The sequence below is a fragment of the Phreatobacter sp. GW821-FHT04C01 genome (genome assembly GCF_059420385.1).
Map to the genome: position 1 here is coordinate 334,864 of NZ_JBWKTP010000003.1, position 23,177 is coordinate 358,040.

Annotated in this window: 22 protein-coding genes and 1 tRNA gene; 14 read left to right on the plus strand and 9 right to left on the minus strand. The window is 67.0% G+C overall.

What is annotated here, in order from left to right:
• Positions 1-7 precede the first annotated feature (7 nt).
• The 5 genes from ugpA (at position 8) to AC07WJ_RS13290 (ending at position 3,674) form a co-directional block, all read left to right on the plus strand.
• On the plus strand, positions 8-889 hold the full coding sequence (gene ugpA / locus AC07WJ_RS13270; RefSeq protein ID WP_494935063.1) for a sn-glycerol-3-phosphate ABC transporter permease UgpA: 882 nt from the start codon (positions 8-10) through the stop codon (positions 887-889).
• Entirely contained in the window at positions 889-1,737 is an 849-nt protein-coding gene (gene ugpE / locus AC07WJ_RS13275; protein ID WP_494935064.1) for a sn-glycerol-3-phosphate ABC transporter permease UgpE, read from the plus strand. The genes ugpA and ugpE overlap by 1 nt, the downstream gene beginning before the upstream one ends.
• Positions 1,738-1,747: 10 nt before the next feature.
• Positions 1,748-2,818, plus strand: a complete 1,071-nt coding sequence (gene ugpC, locus AC07WJ_RS13280) for a sn-glycerol-3-phosphate ABC transporter ATP-binding protein UgpC (RefSeq protein ID WP_494935065.1) — start codon at positions 1,748-1,750, stop codon at positions 2,816-2,818.
• 149 nt (positions 2,819-2,967) lie between these two features.
• Entirely contained in the window at positions 2,968-3,396 is a 429-nt protein-coding gene (locus tag AC07WJ_RS13285) for an Hsp20 family protein (protein WP_494935066.1), read from the plus strand.
• A gap of 35 nt (positions 3,397-3,431) precedes the next feature.
• A complete protein-coding gene (locus AC07WJ_RS13290; protein WP_494935067.1) occupies positions 3,432-3,674 on the plus strand; it encodes a BQ00720 family protein in 243 nt (80 codons plus the stop codon).
• Between the two features lie 89 nt (positions 3,675-3,763).
• Here AC07WJ_RS13290 and AC07WJ_RS13295 read toward each other — a convergent pair whose 3' ends face one another.
• Positions 3,764-4,861, minus strand: coding sequence for a DUF2336 domain-containing protein (locus tag AC07WJ_RS13295; protein ID WP_494935068.1), 1,098 nt, complete (start codon positions 4,859-4,861; stop codon positions 3,764-3,766).
• A 352-nt stretch (positions 4,862-5,213) separates the two neighbouring features.
• On the opposite strand from AC07WJ_RS13295, the gene AC07WJ_RS13300 reads away from it, so the two are divergent.
• Positions 5,214-5,289 (plus strand) — tRNA-Ala (locus AC07WJ_RS13300).
• A 277-nt stretch (positions 5,290-5,566) separates the two neighbouring features.
• Here AC07WJ_RS13300 and AC07WJ_RS13305 read toward each other — a convergent pair.
• Both AC07WJ_RS13305 and AC07WJ_RS13310 read right to left on the minus strand, forming a co-directional pair.
• Positions 5,567-6,343, minus strand: coding sequence for an IclR family transcriptional regulator domain-containing protein (locus tag AC07WJ_RS13305; protein ID WP_494935069.1), 777 nt, complete (start codon positions 6,341-6,343; stop codon positions 5,567-5,569).
• A gap of 113 nt (positions 6,344-6,456) precedes the next feature.
• A complete protein-coding gene (locus AC07WJ_RS13310) occupies positions 6,457-7,248 on the minus strand; it encodes an IclR family transcriptional regulator domain-containing protein (protein ID WP_494935070.1) in 792 nt (263 codons plus the stop codon).
• Positions 7,249-7,453: 205 nt separating this feature from the next.
• Here AC07WJ_RS13310 and dctP point away from each other — a divergent pair, with 205 nt between their 5' ends.
• From dctP to AC07WJ_RS13330, 4 genes are read left to right on the plus strand one after another with little or no spacing between them, the layout of a single operon-like run.
• Positions 7,454-8,473, plus strand: coding sequence for a TRAP transporter substrate-binding protein DctP (gene dctP, locus AC07WJ_RS13315; RefSeq protein WP_494935071.1), 1,020 nt, complete (start codon positions 7,454-7,456; stop codon positions 8,471-8,473).
• Positions 8,474-8,526: 53 nt separating this feature from the next.
• The gene (locus tag AC07WJ_RS13320; protein WP_494935072.1) at positions 8,527-9,030 is read left to right on the plus strand and encodes a TRAP transporter small permease; all 504 of its coding nucleotides are present in this window, start codon (positions 8,527-8,529) and stop codon (positions 9,028-9,030) included.
• Positions 9,027-10,289 carry a TRAP transporter large permease gene (locus tag AC07WJ_RS13325; protein ID WP_494935073.1) on the plus strand — a complete coding sequence of 421 codons (1,263 nt, stop codon included), beginning with the start codon at positions 9,027-9,029 and terminating at the stop codon, positions 10,287-10,289. Before AC07WJ_RS13320 ends, AC07WJ_RS13325 begins: the two co-directional genes overlap by 4 nt.
• A 5-nt stretch (positions 10,290-10,294) precedes the next feature.
• Complete coding sequence (locus tag AC07WJ_RS13330) at positions 10,295-11,683, plus strand: amidase (protein WP_494935074.1); 1,389 nt, start codon at positions 10,295-10,297, stop codon at positions 11,681-11,683.
• A gap of 11 nt (positions 11,684-11,694) precedes the next feature.
• On the opposite strand, the gene AC07WJ_RS13335 is transcribed toward AC07WJ_RS13330, so the two are convergent.
• The gene (locus tag AC07WJ_RS13335) at positions 11,695-12,528 is read right to left on the minus strand and encodes a shikimate dehydrogenase family protein (protein WP_494935075.1); all 834 of its coding nucleotides are present in this window, start codon (positions 12,526-12,528) and stop codon (positions 11,695-11,697) included.
• A 134-nt stretch (positions 12,529-12,662) separates the two neighbouring features.
• Between AC07WJ_RS13335 and AC07WJ_RS13340 the strand changes: the two genes are divergently transcribed.
• From AC07WJ_RS13340 to AC07WJ_RS13350, 3 genes are read left to right on the plus strand one after another with little or no spacing between them, the layout of a single operon-like run.
• Positions 12,663-14,282 carry an FAD-dependent oxidoreductase gene (locus AC07WJ_RS13340; RefSeq protein ID WP_494935076.1) on the plus strand — a complete coding sequence of 540 codons (1,620 nt, stop codon included), beginning with the start codon at positions 12,663-12,665 and terminating at the stop codon, positions 14,280-14,282.
• 15 nt (positions 14,283-14,297) lie between these two features.
• Positions 14,298-15,179 carry an alpha/beta fold hydrolase gene (locus AC07WJ_RS13345; RefSeq protein ID WP_494935077.1) on the plus strand — a complete coding sequence of 294 codons (882 nt, stop codon included), beginning with the start codon at positions 14,298-14,300 and terminating at the stop codon, positions 15,177-15,179.
• A gap of 42 nt (positions 15,180-15,221) precedes the next feature.
• Entirely contained in the window at positions 15,222-16,190 is a 969-nt protein-coding gene (locus tag AC07WJ_RS13350) for a tripartite tricarboxylate transporter substrate-binding protein (RefSeq protein ID WP_494935078.1), read from the plus strand.
• Positions 16,191-16,203: 13 nt separating this feature from the next.
• Here the strand turns inward: AC07WJ_RS13350 and AC07WJ_RS13355 are convergent, their stop codons facing one another.
• The 5 genes from AC07WJ_RS13355 to AC07WJ_RS13375 all read right to left on the minus strand — a co-directional run bounded on the left by AC07WJ_RS13355 (position 16,204) and on the right by AC07WJ_RS13375 (position 21,866).
• Complete coding sequence (locus AC07WJ_RS13355) at positions 16,204-17,040, minus strand: sugar phosphate isomerase/epimerase family protein (protein WP_494935079.1); 837 nt, start codon at positions 17,038-17,040, stop codon at positions 16,204-16,206.
• Positions 17,041-17,050: 10 nt separating this feature from the next.
• Positions 17,051-17,845 carry an alpha/beta hydrolase gene (locus tag AC07WJ_RS13360; protein WP_494935080.1) on the minus strand — a complete coding sequence of 265 codons (795 nt, stop codon included), beginning with the start codon at positions 17,843-17,845 and terminating at the stop codon, positions 17,051-17,053.
• 44 nt (positions 17,846-17,889) lie between these two features.
• Positions 17,890-18,567: a hypothetical protein gene (locus tag AC07WJ_RS13365; RefSeq protein WP_494935081.1), complete on the minus strand. Its 678-nt coding sequence runs from the start codon at positions 18,565-18,567 to the stop codon at positions 17,890-17,892.
• 152 nt (positions 18,568-18,719) lie between these two features.
• The gene (locus tag AC07WJ_RS13370) at positions 18,720-20,300 is read right to left on the minus strand and encodes an ABC transporter substrate-binding protein (protein WP_494935082.1); all 1,581 of its coding nucleotides are present in this window, start codon (positions 20,298-20,300) and stop codon (positions 18,720-18,722) included.
• Between the two features lie 153 nt (positions 20,301-20,453).
• The gene (locus AC07WJ_RS13375; RefSeq protein WP_494935083.1) at positions 20,454-21,866 is read right to left on the minus strand and encodes an aminotransferase-like domain-containing protein; all 1,413 of its coding nucleotides are present in this window, start codon (positions 21,864-21,866) and stop codon (positions 20,454-20,456) included.
• A 287-nt stretch (positions 21,867-22,153) separates the two neighbouring features.
• Between AC07WJ_RS13375 and AC07WJ_RS13380 the strand changes: the two genes are divergently transcribed.
• A complete protein-coding gene (locus tag AC07WJ_RS13380; RefSeq protein WP_494935084.1) occupies positions 22,154-22,984 on the plus strand; it encodes a cupin domain-containing protein in 831 nt (276 codons plus the stop codon).
• Positions 22,985-23,177 lie beyond the last annotated feature (193 nt).

The following is a 23,177-nucleotide window of genomic DNA, read 5'->3' on the forward strand; positions in this document are numbered from 1 at the left end:
GGGGATCATGGAAAAGCGCGTCGTCTTCGACGGCAAGTTGCTGCCCTATCTGCTGCTGGCGCCGCAGCTCGCCGTCACCCTGATCTTTTTCTATTGGCCGGCAGGACAGACGGTCTGGCAGTCGTTCCAGATTCAGGACGCCTTCGGCCTGTCCACCGAGTTCGTCTGGTTCGAAAATTACCACGACCTTTTGTCCAAGGGCGACTATTACCGGTCGATGGTGACGACGCTGATCTTTTCCGGTCTCGTCGCCTTCTTGTCGCTGTCGCTGTCGCTCTATCTCGCCACCCAGGCCGACAAGCAGATCCGCGGCACGGGCGCCTACAAGGCTTTCCTGATGTGGCCCTATGCGGTCGCGCCGGCGATCGCCGGCGTGCTCTGGCTGTTCATGTTCCAACCCTCGCTCGGCCTGGTCAGCCAGGCGATCCGGGCGCTCGGTTTCAACTGGAACCCGCTGCTGAACGGCAATCACGCCATGACCCTGGTGGTCATGGCGGCGACCTGGAAGCAGATCAGCTACAATTTCCTGTTCTTCCTGGCCGGTCTCGCGGCCATTCCGAAAAGCGTCATCGAGGCGGCGGCGATCGACGGCGCCCGGCCGATGCGCCGGTTCTGGACCATCATCTTCCCGCTCCTGTCGCCGACCACCTTCTTCCTGCTGGTGGTCAACGTCGTCTATGTCTTTTTCGACACTTTCGGCATCATCGATTCGACCACCGGCGGCGGCCCGGCCAAGGCCACCGAGACCCTGGTCTACAAGGTCTATTCCGACGGCCGCCTGGGCGGCGATCTCGGCGGCTCGGCGGCGCAGTCGGCGATCCTGATGATCATGGTGATCGGGCTGACCGCGATCCAGTTCCGCTATATCGAGCGCAAGGTCCAATATTGATGGTCGAGCGCAAGAGCTTCCTGGATTTCCTGCCGCATCTGATCCTTTTGATCGGCATCGCCATCGTCGCCTTCCCGGTCTACGTGGCTTTCGTCGCCTCGACCTGGGACGCCTCGACCATCGCCAACGGCCAGATGCCGCTCTGGCCCGGGCCGAATTTCCTGGAGAACTACTACAAGACCATCTTTGTCGGCACCGCCTCGTCGACCCGCGAGCCGGTCGGCGGCATGATGCTGAACAGCCTGGTCATGGCCATGGTCATTGCCATCGGCAAGATCATGATCTCGATCATCTCGGCCTTCGCCGTGGTCTATTTCCGTTTTCCGTTCCGGATGGCCGCCTTCTGGGTGATCTTCATGACCCTGATGCTGCCGGTCGAGGTGCGCATCTATCCGACCTACAAGGTCGTCGCCGATCTCGGATTGCTCGACACTTATACCGGACTGACCGTGCCGCTGATCGCCTCGGCGACCGCAACGCTGCTGTTCCGCCAGTTCTTCATGACCGTGCCGGACGAGCTGGTGGAGGCCTCGAAGATCGACGGCGCCAGCGCCATGCAGTTCTTCAAGGACACGCTCCTGCCGCTGTCGATCACCTCGATCGCGGCGATGTTCGTGATCCAGTTCATCTATGGCTGGAACCAGTATCTCTGGCCGCTCCTGATCACCACGCGCGACGACATGCAGACCATCGTCATCGGCATCAAGAAGATGATCGTCACCCAGGATGCCCTGACCGAATGGCAATTGGCCATGGCGACCGCCATCCTCGCCATGCTGCCGCCGGTCTTCGTCGTGGTGGTCATGCAGAAGCTCTTCGTCAAGGGCCTCGTCGAGACGGAAAAATGAGGACATATCGATGAGCGAGGTCATTCTCGAGCAGGTCCGCAAGGTCTATGCCGGCGGCGTCGAAGCCGTGAAGGGCATCGACATCAAGGTGCCGACCGGCGCGATCTGCGTGCTGGTCGGGCCGTCGGGCTGCGGCAAGTCGACGCTTTTGCGCATGATCGCCGGGCTGGAGACGATCACCGGCGGCACCATCACCATTGGCGGCGTCGTCTGCAACGAGCTGGAGCCGGCCGAGCGCGACATCGCTATGGTGTTCCAGAACTATGCGCTCTATCCGCATATGAGCGTCTACGACAACATGGCCTATGGCCTGCGCAACCGCGGCACGCCCAAGCCTGAGATCGACACGCGCGTGCGCGAAGCCGCCCGCATCCTGGAGATCACACCGTTCCTCGACCGCAAGCCGCGCGCGCTCTCCGGCGGCCAGCGCCAGCGTGTCGCCATGGGCCGCGCCATCGTGCGCAAGCCCAAGGCCTTCCTGTTCGACGAACCGCTGTCCAACCTCGACGCCAAGCTGCGCATGCAGATGCGGGTCGAGATCAAGAAACTGCAGCGCGCGCTCGGCACCACCTCCGTCTATGTCACCCATGACCAGCTCGAGGCGATGACGCTGGCCGATATCCTGGTGGTCATGAGCAAGGGCCATGTCGAGCAGGCCGGCAGCCCGCTCGAGCTCTATGAGCGGCCGGCGACGACCTTCGTCGCGACCTTCATCGGCGCGCCGCCGATGAACCTGATCAAGGTCGGGCAGGGCCCGGCCGGGCCGCATCTGGCCGGGGTCACCGGCGGCAAGGGCCTTGCCGTGCCGGCCGGCGGCGCGCTTTTGGGCATTCGCCCCGAGCACCTCGCCGTCGTCACCGGTCCCGTCCCGGACGACGCCGTCGGGCTGACCTTCCCGGTTTCGGCGGTCGAGGCGGTCGGCGCCGAAACCTTCGTCTACGGGCCGCTCGACGGCACGGGGGCGGAAATCATCGCGCGCCTGCCGGGCAAGGCGCTGCTGGCGCCGGGCACGCCGATTTCGGTGATGGCGCCGGCCGAACACCTGCACCTGTTCGATGAGGCGAGCGGCAAGCGTCTTTAGCGGCGCGGCCCCGGCACCCGCGGACCGGCTTGCGTCCCTGATCTTGAACCTGACGGTCGCGACCTCCATATTCGGGGGGTCGCGGAACGCTCCGCGGCGCTGGGCGCCTTCGGGGCCCGGCCGATGTCGCTCAGTCGAGGACTTCGACCATGTCGCGTGTGCCGTCTCTTTCGTCGCCGTTTCTGCTCGGTTTCGACCAGCTCGAGCGGGTGCTCGACCGGGTCACCAAGGCAGCCGACGGTTATCCGCCCTACAATATCGAGCGGATCGCCGCGGATGCGGGCCTGCCGGATCGGCTTCGAATCACGCTGGCTGTCGCGGGTTTCACCCGGGACCAGCTGGATGTGACGGTGGAAGAAAGCCAATTGACCATTCGCGGCCGTCAACAGGACGACGGCGAGGGCCGGACCTTCATCCATCGGGGTATCGCGGCACGGCAATTCCAGCGCGTCTTCGTGCTGGCCGATGGCATGGAAGTGATGGGGGCGGACCTGAAGAACGGGTTGCTCTCGGTTGATCTTGCCCGCCCGGAGCCTGAACGGATCGTGCGGCGCATTGATATCGCGGCTCACGACTGAGCCTTGTTCGACCTGCCTATGGAGGAGGTTTGACCATGAATATGATGATGACCCCTGAAGTTCTCGCCCAGCTCGGCCTGGCCAAGGTCGCCTATGTCAAGGCGATCCGCTCCGACGACATGGCCCGCATGTTTCCGCAGGCCCCGCCGCTGCCGCCCGGCCTCGACCTGTTCGCGCTGATATCTGCCGACGGCTCACCGATCATGGTGACCGACCGCCGCGAGGAAGCGGTGGCGGGTGCCTGGCAGAACGAGCTCGAAACCGTCAGTCTGCACTGATTTCTTTTCGCCCTGACGCCCGGCCATGCCGGCCGTCCGCGGCGCCGTTGACCGGCGTTCACGGACCGGCCGGCTGTGTCCGGCGGTGATCAGTGGGATTTGGCCGACTTGCCGCGGACCTGCCAGAACCGCAACACCCGAAGCGCGGTGTTGGTGGTCAGCTTGTCATAGCTTTCGCGCGCCAGTTCGAGCGTCGCGGGAGCCATGGCTGAGCTGTTCGGCCGTACCTTCAGCACATGTTTGACCGCGGTCCAGGACAGGCCGGCGGCGCGCGCCAGGATCAGGATCGGGTCGGCGCGCTCGCCGAGGAACAGCCGTTCGACCATGTCCATCGGCACGCCGCACAGCACCGACAGCGCGCAGACCGTCTCCTCGAACTTGCCCTGCTTGGCATAGGACTTGAGTTCGGCTTCGCCGAGCTTGCCTTTGTGATGCAGCCCGACGATCGCCCGGTGAATGGCGGTATAGTCGCGCAATTCCTTGCTGGAGCCGACGGCGATCCGGTCGGCGACGCCGGCCAGCGCGGTGCGCACCTGGGCGCGGTCCTTGGCGGCGGTCGAAGCCAGCAGGCGCTCCTGGACGCCTTCCCTGGCGCTCGCCAGGATCACCCGGAACAGATAGGGCGGAATGTCCTTGCGCAGCCCGATGCATTCGGCCAGCACGTCGTCGTCCTTGGCGCGCGATACCAGCGCGCCGTAGCCCTCGGTCGAGAAGGTGGCGCCTTCGTTGGACGCGACGGTCAGGGCGACCTTGTCGTTGCCGCGCTTGACCAGCACGTCGGTGACCGCTTCCGAGACCTTCTTGCGGCATGCGATCGCCGCCATGTGCTCCTGGCTCTTGGTCTCCGCGATATCGGCGAGCAGGCTGTCGTCGAGCTGGGCCGCCAGCAGCAGCACCGGGCGGGCGACATCGATCTCGTCGTCCTGGGCGAGGCTGCGCAGCATGATCGGCGGGGCGTTCGGGACCGGCGCCAGGCGTTCCGCCAGCTCCTGGCGGACGGCTTTCTCCATCGCCGCGGAAAGCCGCACGATGACATTGTCGAACAGCGAGATCTGCGTCTGCGTATAGCGCGCCGCGTCCCCCAGGAAGAGATCGGTGACCTTTCGAAGCGTCTCCACGCGCCGGTCGCTCGGACCGCGGGCAATGACATGTTCCAGTTCTTCGATGATCGTCGCGGCCGCTGCCATCGACACCCCAATCCCAGATTTATCCGACGATGCGGTTCTGGCCCGGACACTAGCGGGGCGCCATTAAGAAGAGGTTTCGCTAACGTTGCGTAATGTGGAAAACTGGCCAAGTGGCATCAGGTCCCTGATTTGGCCAGGGATTTGGCCGTTCCGGAGCGGGCTCGGGAGGCCATTCCGGGCCCCTGTCACGACTTCGTAAAATTACATCGGAAGGGCGCTTGATGCTGCGGTGGAAATGTGCGAGACACGCGCTCCGCAACGCAGGCCGCTCGGCCCGCGCTGCACCGGCCCTCCCCGGAGGGCCTCCTGGCGGATACCCCAAGATCCGCCCGAGCGTCCGACAGGGACGTGTGGGGCCATAGCTCAGCTGGGAGAGCGCTTGAATGGCATTCAAGAGGTCGGCGGTTCGATCCCGCCTGGCTCCACCAAATACCCCTCGGAAAAAGATATCCTGAACGCGCGCCGCGGGCTGGTACCGCTGGCTAGGACGGAGAGGCGCGCCGAACGGCGGAATGGCATCACGTCGTCATGCTCGCACCACTTCGTCTCGCCCGGGCTTGTCCCGGGCACCCACGTCTGCTCTCGCGGTCAAGGCAATTCGTGGATATCAGGGACAAGCTCGGCCCAGACGAGAATCGTCCTTGGACCGAAGGTCGCTGGGTCGACCGGTTGCCCATGCCCCTGCCGGACGCCGAGCCCCGCCAGCTACGGCAGCATGGCCGACATCCCCGTGGCCCCTTCCTTCAGCCGCGGCAGGATCTCGCCGAGCAGCCGTTCCTCCGACGTCCGGAGCGCGCTGGCGCTGGCATTGAGCGAGGCGACCACCAGTCCGGCGCGGTTCCTCACCGGCACCGAAATGCCGATCAGCCCTTCCTCGAGCTCTTCCCGGTTGATGGCGTAGCCGTCGGTGCCGGCGGCGGCGACGATCTTCAGCAGCTCGCGGCGCGCGGTGATCGTGTTCGGCGTCAGCTTTTCGACCTGGATGCGGGCGAGCAGGGCCTCCGCCTCGCCAGCCGGCAGGGCGGCGAGCAGCACCCGGCCGGAGGCTGCGGTGAAGGCCGGCAGGCGCATGCCCATCGTCACCACGAAGGCCATGCGCCGCCCGGGCATGTCGGAGCGGGCGACAAAAACAACCTCGGCCTCATCGAGCACCGAGATCGACACGGTCTCCTCGATGGTTCGCGACAGCTCGTCGAGATAGGGCTGCAAGGCCGCGCCGAGGCCGACCGAGGCCAGGAAGGAATAACCGAGCCGGAGGACACGCGTCGTCAGCTCGAACTGCTTGCCATTGACCTTGGCGAAGCCGAGTTCGGTCAGCGTCAGCAGCAGCCGGCGCGTCACCGCGCGGTCGAGCTTGATGCGTTGGGCGACCTCGGCCACCGACATGCTGCGGTGGCCGGGTCCGAAGGCCTCGATCACCGACAGGCCGCGTGCGAACCCGGTCACGAAGGTCTGGCTTTGCCGTGCGTCGCCGTCGTTCATCGATGCCCCCCGGGGCACCGGTCGCGGCCGCCCACCCAGCCTGCATAATAGGCGAGCGACGGATTGGGCAAGCCGGATGCATTGGGCAGGCCGCGGCCGGCCGCCGATATCGCCTAGAGCAGGATGCCGGTGAGCTTTTCGGCGCAGGCCCGCAGTCTCGGGATGACCTCCGCGATCATCCGGTGCCGGTCGACCCGGCCGAGATAGGAGCTGGTGTTGAGCGCCGCCACCGGCCGCCCGGCACGGCTGCGCACCAGCACCGAGGCACCGAGCAGGTCGAGTTCGGTTTCCTGTTCGTTCAAGGCGTAACCCCGGGCGCGCGTCTCGGCGACGATCGCCGCCAGCCGCGCCGGATCGGTTTCGGTATGGGGCGTCAGGCGTTTCAATTCGCTGCGCGCCAGAATGGCCTGCATCTCCGCCGGTGGCAGGGCGCTCATGAGCATGCGGCCCGAGGCCGAGGCATAGGCCGCCACCGTCATCCCCGGCGTGATCGTATAGGAAATGCGCCCGGCCTCGGAATGGCCGGCAAAGGCATCCGAGCGCGCGATGAACACCACGCGGTCGCCCGACAGCACCGACAGCGAAACCGTGTCGCCGATCTCGCGTGACAGGGCGTCGAGGAAGGGCTGCGTCGCGCCGTCGAGCCCGACGGTTGCGAGGTAGGAATAGCCGAGATGCAGGATGCGTGGGGTCAGCTCGTATTTACGCCGCTCGACCGAAACGAAGCCGAGTTCCTGCAGCGTCAAGAGGAGGCGCCGCGCCACCGCGCGGTCAAGCCCGGTCTTCGTCGCGACATCGGCGACCGTCAATTGCCGGGCGGTTGGCCCGAACGCCTCGATGACGGAAAGCCCGCGGGCAAAGCCCGAGACGAAACGATAGCTCTTCTTCGGGTCGGCCTCGGCCATTCCTGTCCCTTCGGCGTGTGACAAAGTCTCGAATCCGCCATTTCGGCCGCCTGGCTCGCAGACCCTAGTCGAGTTTGCCGGGGTCGTCAGCGCGCGCTCCGTTTGACGGACGATTCTATTTTGCTATATAACGCACAAATGAGCGCTAAGCGCTCAAAAAGACCAAGCGGCGGCCAGCAGCCGTCCCCCTCAGAGGAGAAGGTTCATGCGGATATCGAGGCGCGCGGTGATCCGTGCATTGCCGGCTCTCGGCGCGGCAGGCGCCCTGGCTTCAGGCATTTCCGGGGCGCATGGGCAGGAGCACTGGCGGATCGCCTCCGCGGCGCCCTCGACCGGCATCCTGCGCGAGCATCACGAACGTATCGCGCTCAAGATCGGCGCCGCCAGCGCCGGCGCGGTGCAGTCGGCCTTCCAATATGTATCGAGCGAGCAGGAGGCGCTGCAGCAGATCGCGCGCGGCCGCCTGCAGGGCGGCATCATCTCGATGATCGCGCTCGGCGCCATCGTGCCCGAGGCCGGCGTGCTGCTGACGCCGTTCCTGTTCGAGACCGAGGCCGAGGCGGAATGGGTGATCCGCAACCGCCTGGCCGATCGCCTGCGCCCGCTGCTGGAGGCGAAGGGCCTGGCGCTGGTCGGTTTCGCCGCCGGCGGCTGGGTCAATGTGGCCACCAGGACCGCCCTCACATCGCCAGCCGACGTGCGCGGCCGCAAGATCCGCGCCTCGCCGGCGCCGGCCTCGCAGTTCTTCTGGTCGAGCCTCGGCGCCAACCCGGTGCAGCTGCCGATCGGCGAGCTGTTCTCGGCGCTCGAGCAGGGCCTGGTCGAGGGCGCCGACCTGCCCTTCACCTTCTACGTCGCCTCGCCCGCGGCGGTCAGCACGCCGCATTACACGTTGACCCGTCACGGTTATAATTTCAGCGGGGTGGTCGTGAACCTCGCCGCCTGGAACAAGCTCTCGGCGGCGCAGAAGGCGGGGGTGCTCGCAGGCCTGCCGACGCTCGAGACGCTGAACCGCGAGTTCGAGCAGTCCGAGGCCGAGCTCGCCGGGAAGTTCCGCACCACCGGCGGCAGCATCCACGCGCTGAGCGAGGAGGAGCGGCGCGGCTGGATCGCTGCCATCGCTCCCCGCCAGCAGACTTTCGTCGGCGGCCTCGGAGCGCCCTCGGCGGCCTTCTTCGAGGCTGTCCAGGCCGGTCGGCGCGATTTCGCCGCGACCCGCTCTTAGCCGCCCGGCCACCCGGCCCACATCTCAAATCTCTCTTACAAGGGGGCGACGTCATGGTCGCAACGGCCCGCCGCGTCCTCGCGGCACTCTTCTGGCTCGAATCCGCCATCGCGGTCGCGGCCCTCCTGGCGGTGGCGACGATCCTGTTCGCCGACGTCGTCGGCCGCGAACTGTTCGGCCAGGGCCTGTTCGGTGCGCTGCGCGCCGCCGTCTATGCCACCGCCATTGCCGGCCTGATCGGTTTTGGCCTGTGCACGGCGGCTGGCGCTCATATGCGTGTGAACCTGCTCGACAAGCTCCTGCCGGCCTGGCTCGAACCATCGATCGAGCGCATCGCCGACAGCCTGTCCTTCGTCATCTGCGCAGCCTTCGCCTATTGGTCGCTGCTCTATGTCGCCCAGACCTATGTCCAGAACGAGCAGGCCCTGTCGCTCGGCGTGCCGGTCTGGCCGTTCCAGATCGTTCTGCCCTGGATGTTCATCTCGGCCGGCCTTCGCTACCTGATCTTTGCGCTCATCCCGGACTTGCGGCCGGCCGAACTGGAGCCGACGCCATGATGGCCGCAGCCCTTCCCGCCCTCATCCTTGGCCTTCTGGTGCTGCGCCAGAACGTCATCCTGACCGTCGCGGTGGCGGTCGCCTTCGTCCATGCCTTTCTCGCCCGTGGCAGCTCGGTCGAATATCTGGTCCAGGACCTCTGGTTCACCGTCGACAGGGAGGTCCTGCTGTCGATCCCGATGTTCATGTTCGCCGGCGTGCTGATGTCGCGCGGCAGCATTGCCGGCCGGCTGGTGCGGGTCATGGTCGCGCTGACCTCCTGGATCCCGGGCGGTCTCGGCATCGCCAGCGTGCTCGCCATGGCCGCCTTCTCGGCGATCTCGGGCTCGTCGGTCGTCACCATGCTGGCGATCGGCACGCTGATGTATCCGGCGCTCATCGCCAACGGCTACGGCAAGCACTATTCGCTCGGCATGCTCTGCTCGGGCGGCACGCTCGGCATCATCATCCCGCCGAGCATCCTGATGGTGCTCTACGGCATCACCACCAATATCTCGATCACCGACCTGTTCAAGGCCGGCTGGGGACCGGGCCTGCTGCTGACCGCCGCGCTCTGCCTCTATACCGTGGTCATCGGCTGGAGCCGCGCGACGACGCCCTTCGACTGGCGCGAGCTGCTGATCGCGACCCGGACCGGGGTGACCGCCATCCTGATGCCGGTGATCCTGCTCGGCGGCATCTATTCCGGCCGCTTCACGGTGACCGAATCCGCGGCGCTTTCGGTGATCTATGCCCTGCTGGTGGAGCTTGCGGTCCATCGCGAGGTCAAGCTCGGCGACATCAAGGATATCGCGGTCGAGACCGTCAAGCTGCTCGGCAACATGCTGCCGCTGCTGGCGGTCGCCGGCAGCCTGAATGTCATCCTGGACTATGAGGGCGTGCCGAAGGCCCTCGTCGACATGGCCCAGACGATCGTGCACGACCCCTGGGCGATGATCCTGGCCATCAATGTCCTGCTGCTGATCGCCGGCGCCCTGATGGACGAGGGCTCCGCCATCGTCATCTTCGCGCCGCTGATCGCGCCGCTCGGCGCGGCCTATGGCTTCGACCCCATCCATTTCGCCATCATCGTCATCGTCAACCTGCAGGTCGGTTATGTGGCGCCGCCGGTGGCGATCAACCTGATCGTGGCGACGGCGGCTTTCAAGGAAAGCTTCGGCTTGATCTGCCGCGCGGTCATGCCGTTCATCGCCATCATGCTGGCCGTGCTCGCCGTCACCGTGCTGGTTCCCGGCCTGTCGCTGGTTTTCGTCAAGTGAGCAGCATGCCGGTTCCGGCCGGTCCGGCCGGTGCTGCGCTGACCGATCTCGGCCTGGTCGAGACCGCCCGCCTGATCGCGGCGGGCAAGCTCGATCCGGTCGCGATTCTCGATGCGCACCTGGTCCGCATCCAAGCATTGGACAATCAGCTGGGCGCTTTCGTCCACCTGGACGAGGCGGAGGCGCGGCGTGCCGCGATCGCCGCGCGGCGAGCGGTGCGCGGCGGCGCGCGGCTTGGCCCGCTCCATGGCGTCCCGATCGGCATCAAGGACATGATCGACGTCAGGGGGCAGCCGACCCGCCACGGCTCCCTGGCGGGTTGCGATGCGCCGGCGATCGCGGATGCCACCGTGTCGGCGCGCCTGAGGGCGGCGGGCGCGGTGCTCATCGGCAAGCTCGCCACCTATGAACTGGCCTTCGGCACGGTGGAGCCGGATCGCCCCGTACCGGGATTGAACCCGTGGAACCGCGCACGCTGGACCGGCGCCTCGTCGAGCGGTTCGGCGGTCGCGGTGGCGGCCGGTCTCGTGCCGGCGGCGCTCGGCACCGACAGCGGTGGATCGGTCCGCGCGCCGGCGGGTTTTTGCGGCGTCGTCGGTTTCAAGCCGAGCTACGGCCGGATCCCGCTCGACGGCATCGCGCCCCTGGCGCCGTCGCTCGACCATTGCGGCCTGTTCGCCCGTTCGGCCGAGGATGTCGCGGCGCTGTTCGCGGCGCTTGCCGATCCCGTGGATGAACCGGCTCCGCCGCGTCGGGATGGCATGCCGCGCATCGGCCTGCCGATGCCGTGGCTCGCCGGCACGCCGCCCGTCGATCGCGAGACCGGCCTGGCCTTTGCCCGCGCGGTCGATCAGTTTCGCGCGCTCGGCGCCGTCGTGCGGGAGGTCGTCCTGCCACCGCTCGGCGACTATCACTCGGCCTGTTTCGCCATTCTCATGGACGAGGCACGGGCGATCCATGGCGAGGCGCTGGCAACCCGTCCGGAGCTGTTCGGCGCAACGTTGAGGAGCCGGCTACAGGATGGGCCTACGCGGCTGCCGATCGCGGCGGATGAGGCACGCGTCCTGCGCCTGGAGCTCACCGCCGCCCTGGACCGGGCCTTCGACGATGTCGACATCCTGGTGACGCCGACCTCGGCGCGGCCCGCGCCGGACCTTGCATCGCTTTCGACCCTCGGCTTTCTCGATCATCCGCAATTCACCGCTCCCGCCAATCTCGCCGGGCTTCCCGCCTTGTCCCTGCCGGCGGGCTCGACCCGCGACGTCATGCCGATCGGGCTGCAGATGATGGCGCGGCGCGGTGGCGACGCGCTCTTGCTGCGCGCCGCCGGCCTGTTCCAGGACGCGACCCCATGGCATCGGGCCCGTCCCGCCCTGGCGCTTGGGACAGGCTGAGCAAAAAGGGCTCAGCCGACCGGCCCGAGGTCGAAAAAGGCAATCTGCATGGCGACCTGGGCGTCCGACATGGCGAGCCCGGTCTGGACACGGCAGCCATGGGCGCGTGCCGCCCTGAGCAGCGGCGTCTCGACCGGTTCGGTGACGACGTCGGCGACCAGCGCGTCGCGCGGCAGGCTCGCGGGGTCGAAGGGCAGGCGTCCATCCGCGCCCATGCCCACCGGGCTTGCATTGATCGCGAGCTGAAAACCGCCGAGATCCGGTCCGACATCGGTGCTGAAGCGATCCGTGACGCCGGCGGCCTCGGCCAGAGCGACCAGCGCCGCGCGCCTGGCGTCGTCGGGTTCGTGGAAGGCGATACGGTTGACACCGGCCTCGGTTAGGCTGAGCAGCAGCGCGCGGCCGACGGCACCGGCGCCGAACACCACGGCGTTCTTGGCCGCCGGATCGAAGCCGCCATTGGCGAGCGCTTTCAGGAAGCCCGGACCGTCGCTCATGTCGCCGGCGAGCCGGCCGTCGGGCCGGCGCCGGATCATGTTGACGGCACCGAGCAGGCGGGCCCGGTTGGTCAGGTCGTCGACGAGGCCGGCGCAGGGCATCTTGTGCGGCACGGTGACGATGCAGCCCGGCGCATTGCGCCAGCCGCGCAGCGCCGTGATGAACCCCGGCAGTGCCGCCGGCTCCAGGTCGACCGGCACGAGTACCGCATCGACCCCGGTGCGGCGGAATTCCGGATTGAGGGTCACAGGCGAGCGGACCTGCGCGATGGGGTGGCCGATAATGGTCAGGACGGTGGTCCGGCCGGACAGGGCAGGGGCGGGTGGCGAGGCGGTCTCGTTCGTCATCGGAATTTCCTCTTGTGCGCAGAACGCACGTTTGTATATATATCGCACAAATGCGCTTCTAGCACGATGAGAGAAGCGGCAACAATGCAGCGGCCGCGCGGGACACCCGGCGTCCGGCGGGAGAGGTTTGTTTCATGCGCACGGACGTGCTTGTTGTCGGTGGCGGTCTCGGTGGTGTCTCGGCGACGCTGGCGGCCGCGCGCCTCGGTCGCCGGGTCGTCCTGGTCGAGGAACTCGATTGGCTCGGCGGCCAGTTGACCGCCCAGGGCGTGCCGCTCGACGAGCATCCCTGGGTCGAACTCGATGTCGGTTCGCGCAGCTATTCCCGCTTTCGCCGGCTGATCCGCGACTACTACCTCACCCATTATCCGGTGACGGCGGAAGCTCGCGGCCGCGCTCCCTTCAATCCCGGCATGGGCAATGTCGGCACGCTTTGCCACGAGCCGAAAGTGGCGGTCCGGGTCATCGACGACATGCTGGCGCCCTATGAAAGCGCCGGCCGGCTCACCGTGTTGCGCCGGCACGCGGCGGTCACCGCCCATCGGGACGGCGACCGCATCTCCGGCCTGACCTTCCGCAACCTCGAGACCGGTGGGCACATCGACATCGAGGCCGTGCTGGTGGTCGACGCCACCGAAACCGGCGAACTTCTGGAACTTGCCGGGGTCGAGCATGTCATCGGCGCCGAATCCGCCGCCGAGACCGGCGAATTGCACGCCTTGCAGGTCGCCGATCCCATGGACCAGCAGGCGCTGACCTGGTGTTTCGCCATGGACCATTTGCCCGGTGAGGACCACACCATCACCCGCCCGGCGCGTTATGCCGAGTTCCGCGACCTGAAGCTCGATTTCTGGCCGAACCGGCAGTTCGACTGGACGGTCAGCAACCATGTCACCCATCAGCCGCTGAAACGCGCCCTGTTCGCCGGCGACAGCGACGAGGACTATCTGTTCGATCTCTGGCATGCCCGCCGCATCGCCTGCCGGCGCAGCTTCGAGCCCGGCACTTATGCAAGCGACATCACGCTCGCGAACTGGCCGCAGATGGATTACTGGCTGAAGCCGGTCATCGGCGTCTCGCCGGAAGCACGCGACGCGGCGCTCGAAGAGTGCCGGCAGTTCAGCCTGTCCTTCCTCTACTGGATGCAGACCGAGGCGCCACGCCACGACCGGGGCTACGGCTATCCGGGCCTGCGCCCGCGCGGCGACGTGCTCGGCACGTCGGATGGCCTGGCCAAGCAGGTCTATTACCGCGAGGGCCGCCGGATCAGAGCCGAGTTCACCGTCAGGGAGCAGCATATCGGCGTCGCCGCGCGGCCGGGCGCGACCGCCGCCGAGAGCTTCTTCGACAGCGTCGGCATCGGTGCTTATCGCATCGACCTGCATCCGCCGACCACCCGGGCCCGCGACACCGTCGACATCGACAGCTATCCCTTCGAGATCCCGCTCGGCGCGCTCATCCCGGTGCGTGTCGAAAACCTGCTGCCGGCCTGCAAGAATCTCGGCACCACGCGCATCACCAGCGGCGCCTACCGGGTCCATGTGGTCGAGTGGAGCATCGGGGAGGCGGTCGGGACCTTGGCGGCCTATGCCGTGAAACACGGCCTGCCGCCACGCGCGGTGCGGGCCGATGCCGGCCGGCTCGCCGACCTGCAGGCGTTGCTCGACGATGTCGGCGCGCCGATCCGCTGGCCGCGCTTCGGCGCGCTGACGCCGGGCAGCCGGCGCGGCTATCGGCCGCCGCCGCAACTTTGAGCCCGCAGGCCCGCCATGCTCGATGGATTTGCCTATCATACGGTGGAGACCGGCGAGGCCGCGATCCGGGTCGCCATCGCCGGCTCCGGCCCGCCGGTCCTGCTGCTGCACGGCTATCCGCAGACCCATATGGCCTGGCACCGGATCGCGCCGGTGCTGGCGCGCGATTTCACCGTCGTCGCGCCGGATCTGCGCGGTTATGGCGACAGCACCGTCTCGGTTCACGTCGCGGGGCCGGAAAGCATGGCGAAGCGGGCCCTGGCGCTGGACCAGGTCGCGGTCATGGCGCGGTTCGGCTTCGATCGCTACGCCGTGGTCGCCCATGATCGCGGCGCCCGGGTCGGTTACCGTCTGGCCTTGGACCGCCCCGCCGATGTCAGGGCCTTCGTGTCGCTCACCGTCGTGCCGACCATCGACGTCTGGCAGCGGGTCGACATGGGCTTCGCCATGGGGGCGTGGCACTGGTTCCTGTTCGCCCAGGCCTTCGACCTGCCGGAGCGTTTCATTGGCGCCGATCCCGACGATTTCCTCGACCGCACCTTGCGCAAGATGACCCGCTATCGTGACAGGCTGGCGCCCGAGGCGGTCGCGGCCTATCGCGCAGCGATCCGGCGCCCGGCCGTCCGCCATGCCATGATGAACGACTACCGCGCGGCCGCGACAATCGACCACGACCACGACAAGGCCGACCGCGCGGCGGGACGTAAGCTCGGTTGCCCGGTGCTGGTCACCTGGGAGGCCGGCCGCCACGAAACCGGCGAGACACCCGCCGATATCTGGCGAGGCTGGGCCGACCAGGTCGAGGGCGCCGCCGTCGATGCCGGCCACTTGCAGGCCGAGGAAGCGCCCGACGATGTGCTGGCACTGCTGGTGCCGTTTCTGCGCCGCAATGCCTGATATCCCAACAAGAAACCGACGAAAGCCATGAGGAAACTCGCCATGATCCGCTTCGCCGCCGCGACCTTGCTCGGGCTCGTTCTGGCGCCCGCCCCGGCGCCGGCGCAGCAACCGCTGCTCAACCGCCCGATCAATTTGCATGTCGGCTTTGCCGCCGGCGGCCCGGCCGATGTCCTGGCCCGGGTGGTCGCCGAAAAGCTGCGCGAAACCAATGGCCAGACCGTCGTGGTGGTCAACCGGGCGGGTGCCGGCGGCACGCTTGCCGCCGCGGCGGTCGCCAAGGCCCAGCCGGACGGCGCCAACTTGCTGCTGGTCACCAGCGGCCATGCCGGCGCGCCGGCGCTCTATCCCAATCTGAGCTTCGACAACCAGAAGGATTTCGCGCCGGTCATCGCGCTCGCCCAGTCGCCGATCGTCGTGCTGGTCAACGGCAAGTCGCGCTACCGGACCTTGCAGGACCTGCTCGATGCCGCCCGCGCCAATCCGGGCAAGCTCAATTTCGGCACCGGCGGTGGCGGCGCGACCTTGACGGCGCTCTCGGCCATGCTGCTGCGCAAGGAGGTCGGCTTCGACGCGGTCGTCATCAATTTTCCCGGCTCGGGTCCGGCCAATGTCGCCTTGATGGGCAATGTCATCGACTTCCAGTTCGACACGCTGTCGGGCGCCGTCGGGCTGTTGAACTCGGGTGATCTCAGGGCCCTGGCGGTCAGCACCGCCACGCGATCGAGCATCCTGCCCGACGTGCCGACCGTCGCGGAGGCGGTCCGGCCGGGTTTCGACGTCACCGGCTGGTTCGGCATCCTGGCGCCCGCCGGCACCGATCCGGCCCTGGTCAGGCGGCTGAACGCGGCGATCAATGTGGCGCTTCAGGCGCCCGATGTTCGCCAGAAGCTGGCCCTGCTCGGCATCGAGCCGATCGGCGGCACGCCGCAGCAGTTCGGCGCGCTGATCGCCGCCGAGACGGTGCGCTGGGGCGGGCTGATCCGCGAGCTCGGATTGCGCGTCGATTGACGGCGCCGGCCTGTCAGCGCTGGCCGAGCGCCTCGAGCGTGGCACGGGTGCGCTCGCCGCAAAGCCGGGCGCGTTCGATGACCGAAAGTCCGGCGTGAGCTGCCACCGGGGCCTCGATGCTGAGCGGCATGCAGGCCGGCAGGACCGCGAGCAGGCCGGCGGGATCGAGGTCGCCGTCGCCCGGATAGAACCGGTCCCCGCGCGCCTCCCGGCGCAGGTCGTCGGGAAAGGGCGGATCGCGGCGGGCGTCGCAAAGCTGGATATAGCGGAGGCTGTCGGGCGCAATGGCGGCGAGATCGGCGGCCTTGCCGCCCGAGCGCGCGAGATGCAGCGCGTCGACCATGACGCCGGTGCCGGGGATGCCGGCGGCATCGATCACCGCCTGCGCCGCGGCGATGCTGTTGATCACGCAATAGGGAATGAATTCGAGCTGCGTGCCGAGGCCATGGGCGCGCGCGGTTTCCGCGAGCCTGGCGAAGTTCTCGACCAGCCGATGCCGCTCCGGGTCATGGCCGATGGCCAGCACCTGGGCCGCGCCGAGCTGGGCGGCGGTTTCGGCGATGGCCATGAAGGCGGCGGGATCCGTGTCCGGCGTCAGCCAGATCGCCTCGACGTCGAGGATGCCGACGCCGGTCGCCGCCATTTCAGCCAGGACCGCGCGGATCATCGCCTCATCGCCGATGACGGGCACGATCCGGTCGGAAGGGGTGGGGGCGACGATCCTGAGGCCGACGTGGTCGAAGCCGCCGGCGGCGGCGGCCCGGATCAGTTCGACCGGTCCGGCATCGATGACGGTCAGATGCGCCAGCGATAAGAGGCGCGGCGGATTGGTAGCGGAAGCGGGTGTCACGTGCACCACCTCAGGCGATCAGCTGCAGCAGCGTATCCGAAAGCAGCTGCGGATGGGTGACCATCGCGTCATGCGGCGCCTTCAATCCGGCAAAATGCCAGGATGGGTCGGCCTTGATCCGGTTTCGCGTCGCCTCGAAGAACGCCACGCCGGGGTCGTCGCAGGAAATATAGGATCGGCGCGCCAGGTGACCGACGCCCTTCGGCAGGCGGATCGGCTGGGCATAGGTACCGAACGGCTGTGCGCTTGTCCGGCCATCGACCCAGGCGGCGTCGGCCTTGTCGGTGACACCGAAAGCGGCGGCGCCGAGCGGCGGGATGTTCCAGTTGGGGTCGAGGACGGCCTTGGCGTTGCGCTCGATGGTCGCTTGTTCGCCGGCATATGTGTTCACCGTCTCGCCATCGAGCGGAAAGAAGGCGTCGAGCAGGATGAGATGCGATACCCGTGCGCCCAGGAGTTCGACGGCACCGGTGACGACGAAACCGCCATAGCTGTGGCCGACCAGCACGACGTCGTTCAGCTCCTCGTTCTCGATATGCTGCACCACGTCCTGGATATGGGTGTCGAGCACCACGGATCGCGAGATCAGATGCCGTCTTTCACCGAGCCCGGTCAGTGTCGGGCTGCTGACCGGGTGGCCGGCGGCGGCGAGCCGCGGCTTGACGCGCGACCAGCACCAGCCGCCGTGCCAGGCGCCGTGCACCAGCACGATCGGCGCGCGCCGCGGCGCGCTCGGCTGCGCCGTCGCATCGCCCGCGAGGGTGGTCAGGCCGAGGCCGCCGACGACCATATTGCGCCTGTTCATCGCATCATCTCCCATTGCTGTCGTTCCGGTCGGAGGCGGGGCGGTCACTTCACGAAGGACCAGTCGGTCGGCCGCATGACCACGCCGACATGATCCTGTTCGAGCTCGTGCGACTGCCGGATCCAGGCGGCCCATGCGGGAAAATCCTCAGGCCGGGATTCGGCCCGCGTCACCGACAGGACGTCGGGGAAGGACCAGAGCAGAATGACTTCGCCGCCATTGCGGAAGGCGACCTCATAGGCGCCGAGCAGGCTGAAACCATAGGCCGTGCCGATGGCCTGACGCGCCTCGCCGAGGCGAGCGAGATAGCCGGCGGCCCCGCCCGGTTTCAAGCGAATGGTCTGGTGCAGCACCACCGGCGCGCGCCGGCCGCTTTCGATCAGCGCCTCGCGTGTCGGGGTATAGTCGGTACCGACCAGCACGCGGTCGAAGCCGCCGCTGCGCTCGCCATACCAGCGTTCCAACGGCTTGTGGAACAGGTCCTGGTGGCTGTCGAAATGGGCGCCGAAACCGTCCCAACTGCCCGGCCCCTGCCAGAACGACACCATTTGCGGCCAATGGCCGGTCAGGAAGATCGGGATCCACATGGCGATCAATTCGCCGCCGGCGGACCCCTCCGCATTGCCCTCGCGATGCACGATCTCGCCGAGCTGGTCGAGATAGCGGCTATGCGCGCCCGGCGCGCGCACCGGATCGAGCGTCTCGTGGAAATAGATCTGCATCGGGGCGTCCATCGCTCTTGATGTTCATTGTGCACTAAGCGCACATAAGAGCGATATACGCACAACGCAAAACGAACTGTCAAGATCGCCGACGCGCCGGGACCAGGCGGCAGCGCAACCTCGCGATCAAAGACGAGCCTCGCTCTCGCCGCTCAGACGCGGCGAACGCCCCAGGGGAACGGGCTGACGCCCTCGACCATGCCGGTGAGGCTGTTGCGATAGGCCGTGCGGATCTTGAACAGGCCGAGCGGCACGACGGGTGCCTCCTGTGCCGCGACGTTCTGGATATCGCCTGCCAGCTTGAGGCGTTCCTCCTCGGTGCTGGCCGCCAGCCATTGCTGGTTCAGCGTCTCGGCAGTCTTGCTTTCATACCAGCCGAACCATCCGGCGGCACCCTGGCCGCGCGTGTAGCTGAGCATGGGCGGCAAGGTATTGCCGACCGCTTGGAACCAGGTGTGGAAAATGCTCCAGCCACCCTTGTCCGCCGGCTCGCGGCTGCCGCGCCGCTGCAGCACCGTACCCCAGTCGGTCTCCAGAAGCTCCGAATTGAGGCCGAGTTTCGACAGCGTGTCATGGGTGATCTGGCCCATCGGCCGGATCGTCGGGAAGTCCGCGGGGTTCAGGATGACGATCTTTTCGCCATCATACCCCGATGCCTTGACCAGTTCGCGGGCACGGGCGAGATCCGGCGCCTCGGACATCCCACTGCTGGCCGGCGTGACGCTATAGGGCGTGCCGCATGGAATGGTGGTATGGCAGGTCTGGTAGGCGGTCGGGTCGTTATTGGTGATCGCGCCGAGATAATCGGCCTGGTTGACGGCGCGCAGCACCGCTTCGCGCAGCTTGGCGTTGTTGAACGGCGCCTGCGCGCTGTTGAACCTGACGACGCCGATATAACCGTTCGGATCACCGTCGCCGACGACGATGTTGCGGTTGCGTTTCAACAGCGGCACCGTGTCGGCGAGCACCTGCTCCCACCAGTCGATCTCGCCGGTCTGGAGCGCCGCGAGCGCCGTGGCGCTGTCAGGCATGGCGGTCCATTCGATCCGCTCGAAATGCGCGATCTTGGCGCCGGAGGTTCGCTCAGGGCTTCCCGGAGCCGGGCGGTAGCCCGCGAACTTCGCATAGGCCGCGCGCGTGCCGGACACGAAGTCCTCGGCGAGAAAACGATAGGGGCCGGAGCCGACCATCTCGGTGATCTGTTTCAGGGGGTCGGTCATCGCCAGACGCTCGGGCATGATGAACGGCACGTTGGTCGCGGGTTTCGCCAGGGCGAACAGCATCAGCGGGAAGGGCTGCTTGAGCCGGATGACCAGCGTCTTGTCGTCCCTGGCGATCCATTCGTTGACCGTTGCCGCGAGCAACTGGCCGAGCACGTCGCGCGCCGCCCAGCGTTTCAGGCTGGCGATGCAGTCGATGGCGCGGACCGTTGCGCCGTCATGGAAGGTCAGCCCGTCGCGCAGCGTCACCGTCCAGGTCAGCTTGTCGTCGGAGACGCCATGTCCCGCCGCCATCTGAGGGACGACGTTGAATTTGGCATCAAGCCCATAAAGCGTGTCGAAGACGTAGAAGCCGTGGTTCTGGACGACCGCGGCGGTCGTCCAGATCGGGTCGAGCGAGGAGAGACCCGCCTGCGGCACGAACTTCAGGGTTTTCTCGCGTGTCGACTGCGCGACGGCCGGCGCCACCACCGAGGCTGCCGCGACCGACAGAAGGGAACGACGGCTCAACATGGGGGTCCTCCGGGCAGGCAGGCCTGTTCCGCACGATCTCAGACCGGCTGGCAGGCCTTGCACAGGACCACTTTTGCCGACCGGACCGGCCATGCCGCCCGAGCCGCGGCCGACAGTGGCCGGCCCATTGCACGCAGTCGCAGTCACGCGTCGTCATGACCTCGCGTAGCGCCGGGCCAGCTGAGCGATGATGAAATGGATATTGCGGGCAGTGATCTTCGACAGGCCGATGGCCAGTTTGCCGGTGTGACGTCCCGTCATGGAGTATTCGCCGACATTCCTGGCGCCCAGAATGCCACCGGGCGATCCCTGACCTCTGTGTCGAAAGCCGCCGCTGGCCGCTAGGCTCGGGATCGTGACGTGAATGCCGGGGCTATCGGAAAAGTGCTCGCCCGGCGCCAGATCGGCCTCTCGCCATGCGTCGAAGAACAGCTTCTTCCGTTCGGCCATCTTGGTTCTGACATTGTCGATATGGTCGTCCATGAAACCCCGGCCGATGAATTCGGCCATGACCGACAAGGAGCCGCTCTCGGGCGACAGGCCAAGGAACGACTGAAGGTTTTGCAAGGTATCGACGATGTCTTTCGGAGCGAGCAGAAACCCCAGCTGGTTGCGGTAGGAAAAGAACTTGCTCAGCGAGCCGACATAGATCGCGCCGCCTTGCTCGATCAGCGAATAGTAGGGGGCTCGGTTCTCGGTATAGACGCCCAGGCAGCCTTCGTAGTCATCCTCCACGATCATGATGCGATGAGCGCGCGCCCAGGCGACGATCTGCCGTTTTCGGTCGAGGCTGACCCGCGTTCCCGTTGGAAACTGAACGGCCGATGCGGTGAGGATCATTCGGACGCCGGCCGGATCGAGGTCGAACGGCAGAGGCCCCTCGGCGTCGCTACCGACGGGGACGATGTCGAGGCCAGAAAATCGCAGGGCCGCGCAGGACATGGGATGTCCGGGGTCCTCGACGACGCAGCGTTCTCCCGGGTTTGCCAGCGCCATGCCGAGCAAGGACAGGGACGGCCACGTCCCCTTGGTCACAAGGATGTTGTCGGGATGGGCATGAACGTTGCTGGATATCCTGAGCCGGCTGCTGACGAAGGATTTGATCTGCCACAGGGTGTCGGTCCGATGGGTGCGCACCGAGCGCGCCGCGTTCTCGGCGAGGCGCTCGGCCGCCCGCCATTGCATCAGCGGAAACAGATCGGGATGGTTGTTGCCCGGCAGCAATAATGTGCCGGTCGAACGCGCGGCGTCGCGCGAATGCTCGTGGAAGCTCGCGATCCGGCCGGAATAGCGAATCCGCGGCGCTTCGACCTTCGGCCGGTAGTCGAAATCGACGAAGGTCCCCGAGCCGTTCCGGGAGACCAGCAGGCCGTCGATCATCAGCTGTTCATAGACCGTGACGACGACGCCACGCGAGACGCCGAGCAGTTTCGCAAGCGCCCGCTGCGAGGGCATGCGGGTATGAATCGGGATATGGCCGCCGGTGATCTTGTCGCGAATTCCAGCGGTGAGCTGCCGCGTGACCGACCCGGCCGAAAGCGGAATGCTGCGGAATATGGCGTGCATCTTTCACCGACCAGGCCCTTGACGTCTCGGGGCATTTCATCGGCAGGCAGCCGTCTCATGCCGGGGGTTCACGGCGACCTGCCGGCCGTTGCCGCAGCCAGGTCATGTTAGGAGCCGTCTTCCGGCCGACACATGACCGGTTTGCGTTGAGCGACAAGACCAGTCGCAGGCCGCGGCCATCGTCGGGTATCGCGGAGGTGGACCAGCGGGGTCGTCGAAAGTGGTCCTGTGCGCCGCCGGCTGCCTGCGCTTCCGTGACCCCGGCTCTTTCGACGCCAAGGTGGACCATGAGCGATTCCATGTTTGCAGCCCATTCGATGTTCCCGGACGACCTGATCTTCGTTCGGCCGGACCAGCGCGAGCCGGGGCCCATCACGCGCGGCCAGCTGCGCGAAAAGGCCTTCGTCAATGACGACATCTGGGTCGGCTATTGCGACATCACCGCCCGCGACGAGCCCGGCCAATGGCATCACCACGCCAATTACGACAGCATCATGTATCTGATGTCGGGTCGCTGCCGCATCGAATGGGGCGATGCCGGCAAGTCGGCGATCATGGCGGCCGGCGATTTCGGCTTTTTCGGCAAGGGCGTCATCCACCGCGTGCAGATCATCGACGACGGCCGCTGCGACTATGTCTTCGTCCGGCTGGGCGAGGGTGAGAGCGTCGTCGCGGTCGACCAGCCGGGACCGCGCGTTCGCAGCGGTCCGGGGCCCGACATGTTCCCCGACGATCTCATCTTCGTGCGGCCCGACCAGCGCGAGCCGGGCCCGGTCACGCGCGGCCAGCTGCGCGAGAAGGCCTTCGTCAATGACGACATCTGGGTCGGCTATTGCGACGTCACGGCCCGCGACGAGCCGGGCCAATGGCACCACCACGCCAATTACGACAGCATCATGTATCTGACCTCCGGCCGCTGCCGCATCGACTGGGGCGATGCCGGCAAGTCGTCGATCATGTCGGCGGGGGATTTCGGCTTTTTCGGCAAGGGCGTCATCCATCGCGTGCAGATCATCGACGACGGCCGCTGCGACTATGTCTTCGTCCGGCTGGGCGAAGGCGAAAGCGTCGTGCCGGTGGCCGGGCCGGGCAAGCGGGTGCGGGCCGAGACGGCTTGAAAGCGCGCAAGGGCATCGCTTGGGTCGAGAGCCGGGCAAGCGCGCGAATTTCTTCCGGTGCCCGAGCTCCTCCGAACGCAGCATCAGATCACCCATGAGCCGGCCGCGGCTCTGCCGCGAGGCATGGCTCGTCAGGCTGCGCTGCGCCCTCTTGAAAATTGGCCTTACCACCTGACCATTTGACAAATCGCGG

Bases quoted from the DNA above. Each gene is read 5' to 3' on its own strand.
- AC07WJ_RS13345 (WP_494935077.1), top strand. From the start codon at position 14,298: ATGCTCGATGGATTTGCCTATCATACGGTGGAGACCGGCGAGGCCGCG.
- ugpA (WP_494935063.1), top strand. From the start codon at position 8: ATGGAAAAGCGCGTCGTCTTCGACGGCAAGTTGCTGCCCTATCTGCTG.
- AC07WJ_RS13320 (WP_494935072.1), top strand. From the start codon at position 8,527: ATGGTCGCAACGGCCCGCCGCGTCCTCGCGGCACTCTTCTGGCTCGAA.
- AC07WJ_RS13350 (WP_494935078.1), top strand. From the start codon at position 15,222: ATGATCCGCTTCGCCGCCGCGACCTTGCTCGGGCTCGTTCTGGCGCCC.
- ugpE (WP_494935064.1), top strand. From the start codon at position 889: ATGGTCGAGCGCAAGAGCTTCCTGGATTTCCTGCCGCATCTGATCCTT.
- AC07WJ_RS13305 (WP_494935069.1), bottom strand. From the start codon at position 6,343: ATGAACGACGGCGACGCACGGCAAAGCCAGACCTTCGTGACCGGGTTC.
- AC07WJ_RS13375 (WP_494935083.1), bottom strand. From the start codon at position 21,866: ATGCACGCCATATTCCGCAGCATTCCGCTTTCGGCCGGGTCGGTCACG.
- AC07WJ_RS13335 (WP_494935075.1), bottom strand. From the start codon at position 12,528: ATGACGAACGAGACCGCCTCGCCACCCGCCCCTGCCCTGTCCGGCCGG.
- AC07WJ_RS13360 (WP_494935080.1), bottom strand. From the start codon at position 17,845: ATGAACAGGCGCAATATGGTCGTCGGCGGCCTCGGCCTGACCACCCTC.
- AC07WJ_RS13295 (WP_494935068.1), bottom strand. From the start codon at position 4,861: ATGGCAGCGGCCGCGACGATCATCGAAGAACTGGAACATGTCATTGCC.
- AC07WJ_RS13325 (WP_494935073.1), top strand. From the start codon at position 9,027: ATGATGGCCGCAGCCCTTCCCGCCCTCATCCTTGGCCTTCTGGTGCTG.
- AC07WJ_RS13330 (WP_494935074.1), top strand. From the start codon at position 10,295: ATGCCGGTTCCGGCCGGTCCGGCCGGTGCTGCGCTGACCGATCTCGGC.
- AC07WJ_RS13380 (WP_494935084.1), top strand. From the start codon at position 22,154: ATGAGCGATTCCATGTTTGCAGCCCATTCGATGTTCCCGGACGACCTG.
- AC07WJ_RS13365 (WP_494935081.1), bottom strand. From the start codon at position 18,567: ATGCAGATCTATTTCCACGAGACGCTCGATCCGGTGCGCGCGCCGGGC.
- AC07WJ_RS13340 (WP_494935076.1), top strand. From the start codon at position 12,663: ATGCGCACGGACGTGCTTGTTGTCGGTGGCGGTCTCGGTGGTGTCTCG.
- dctP (WP_494935071.1), top strand. From the start codon at position 7,454: ATGCGGATATCGAGGCGCGCGGTGATCCGTGCATTGCCGGCTCTCGGC.
- AC07WJ_RS13310 (WP_494935070.1), bottom strand. From the start codon at position 7,248: ATGGCCGAGGCCGACCCGAAGAAGAGCTATCGTTTCGTCTCGGGCTTT.
- AC07WJ_RS13370 (WP_494935082.1), bottom strand. From the start codon at position 20,300: ATGTTGAGCCGTCGTTCCCTTCTGTCGGTCGCGGCAGCCTCGGTGGTG.
- AC07WJ_RS13285 (WP_494935066.1), top strand. From the start codon at position 2,968: ATGTCGCGTGTGCCGTCTCTTTCGTCGCCGTTTCTGCTCGGTTTCGAC.
- ugpC (WP_494935065.1), top strand. From the start codon at position 1,748: ATGAGCGAGGTCATTCTCGAGCAGGTCCGCAAGGTCTATGCCGGCGGC.
- AC07WJ_RS13290 (WP_494935067.1), top strand. From the start codon at position 3,432: ATGAATATGATGATGACCCCTGAAGTTCTCGCCCAGCTCGGCCTGGCC.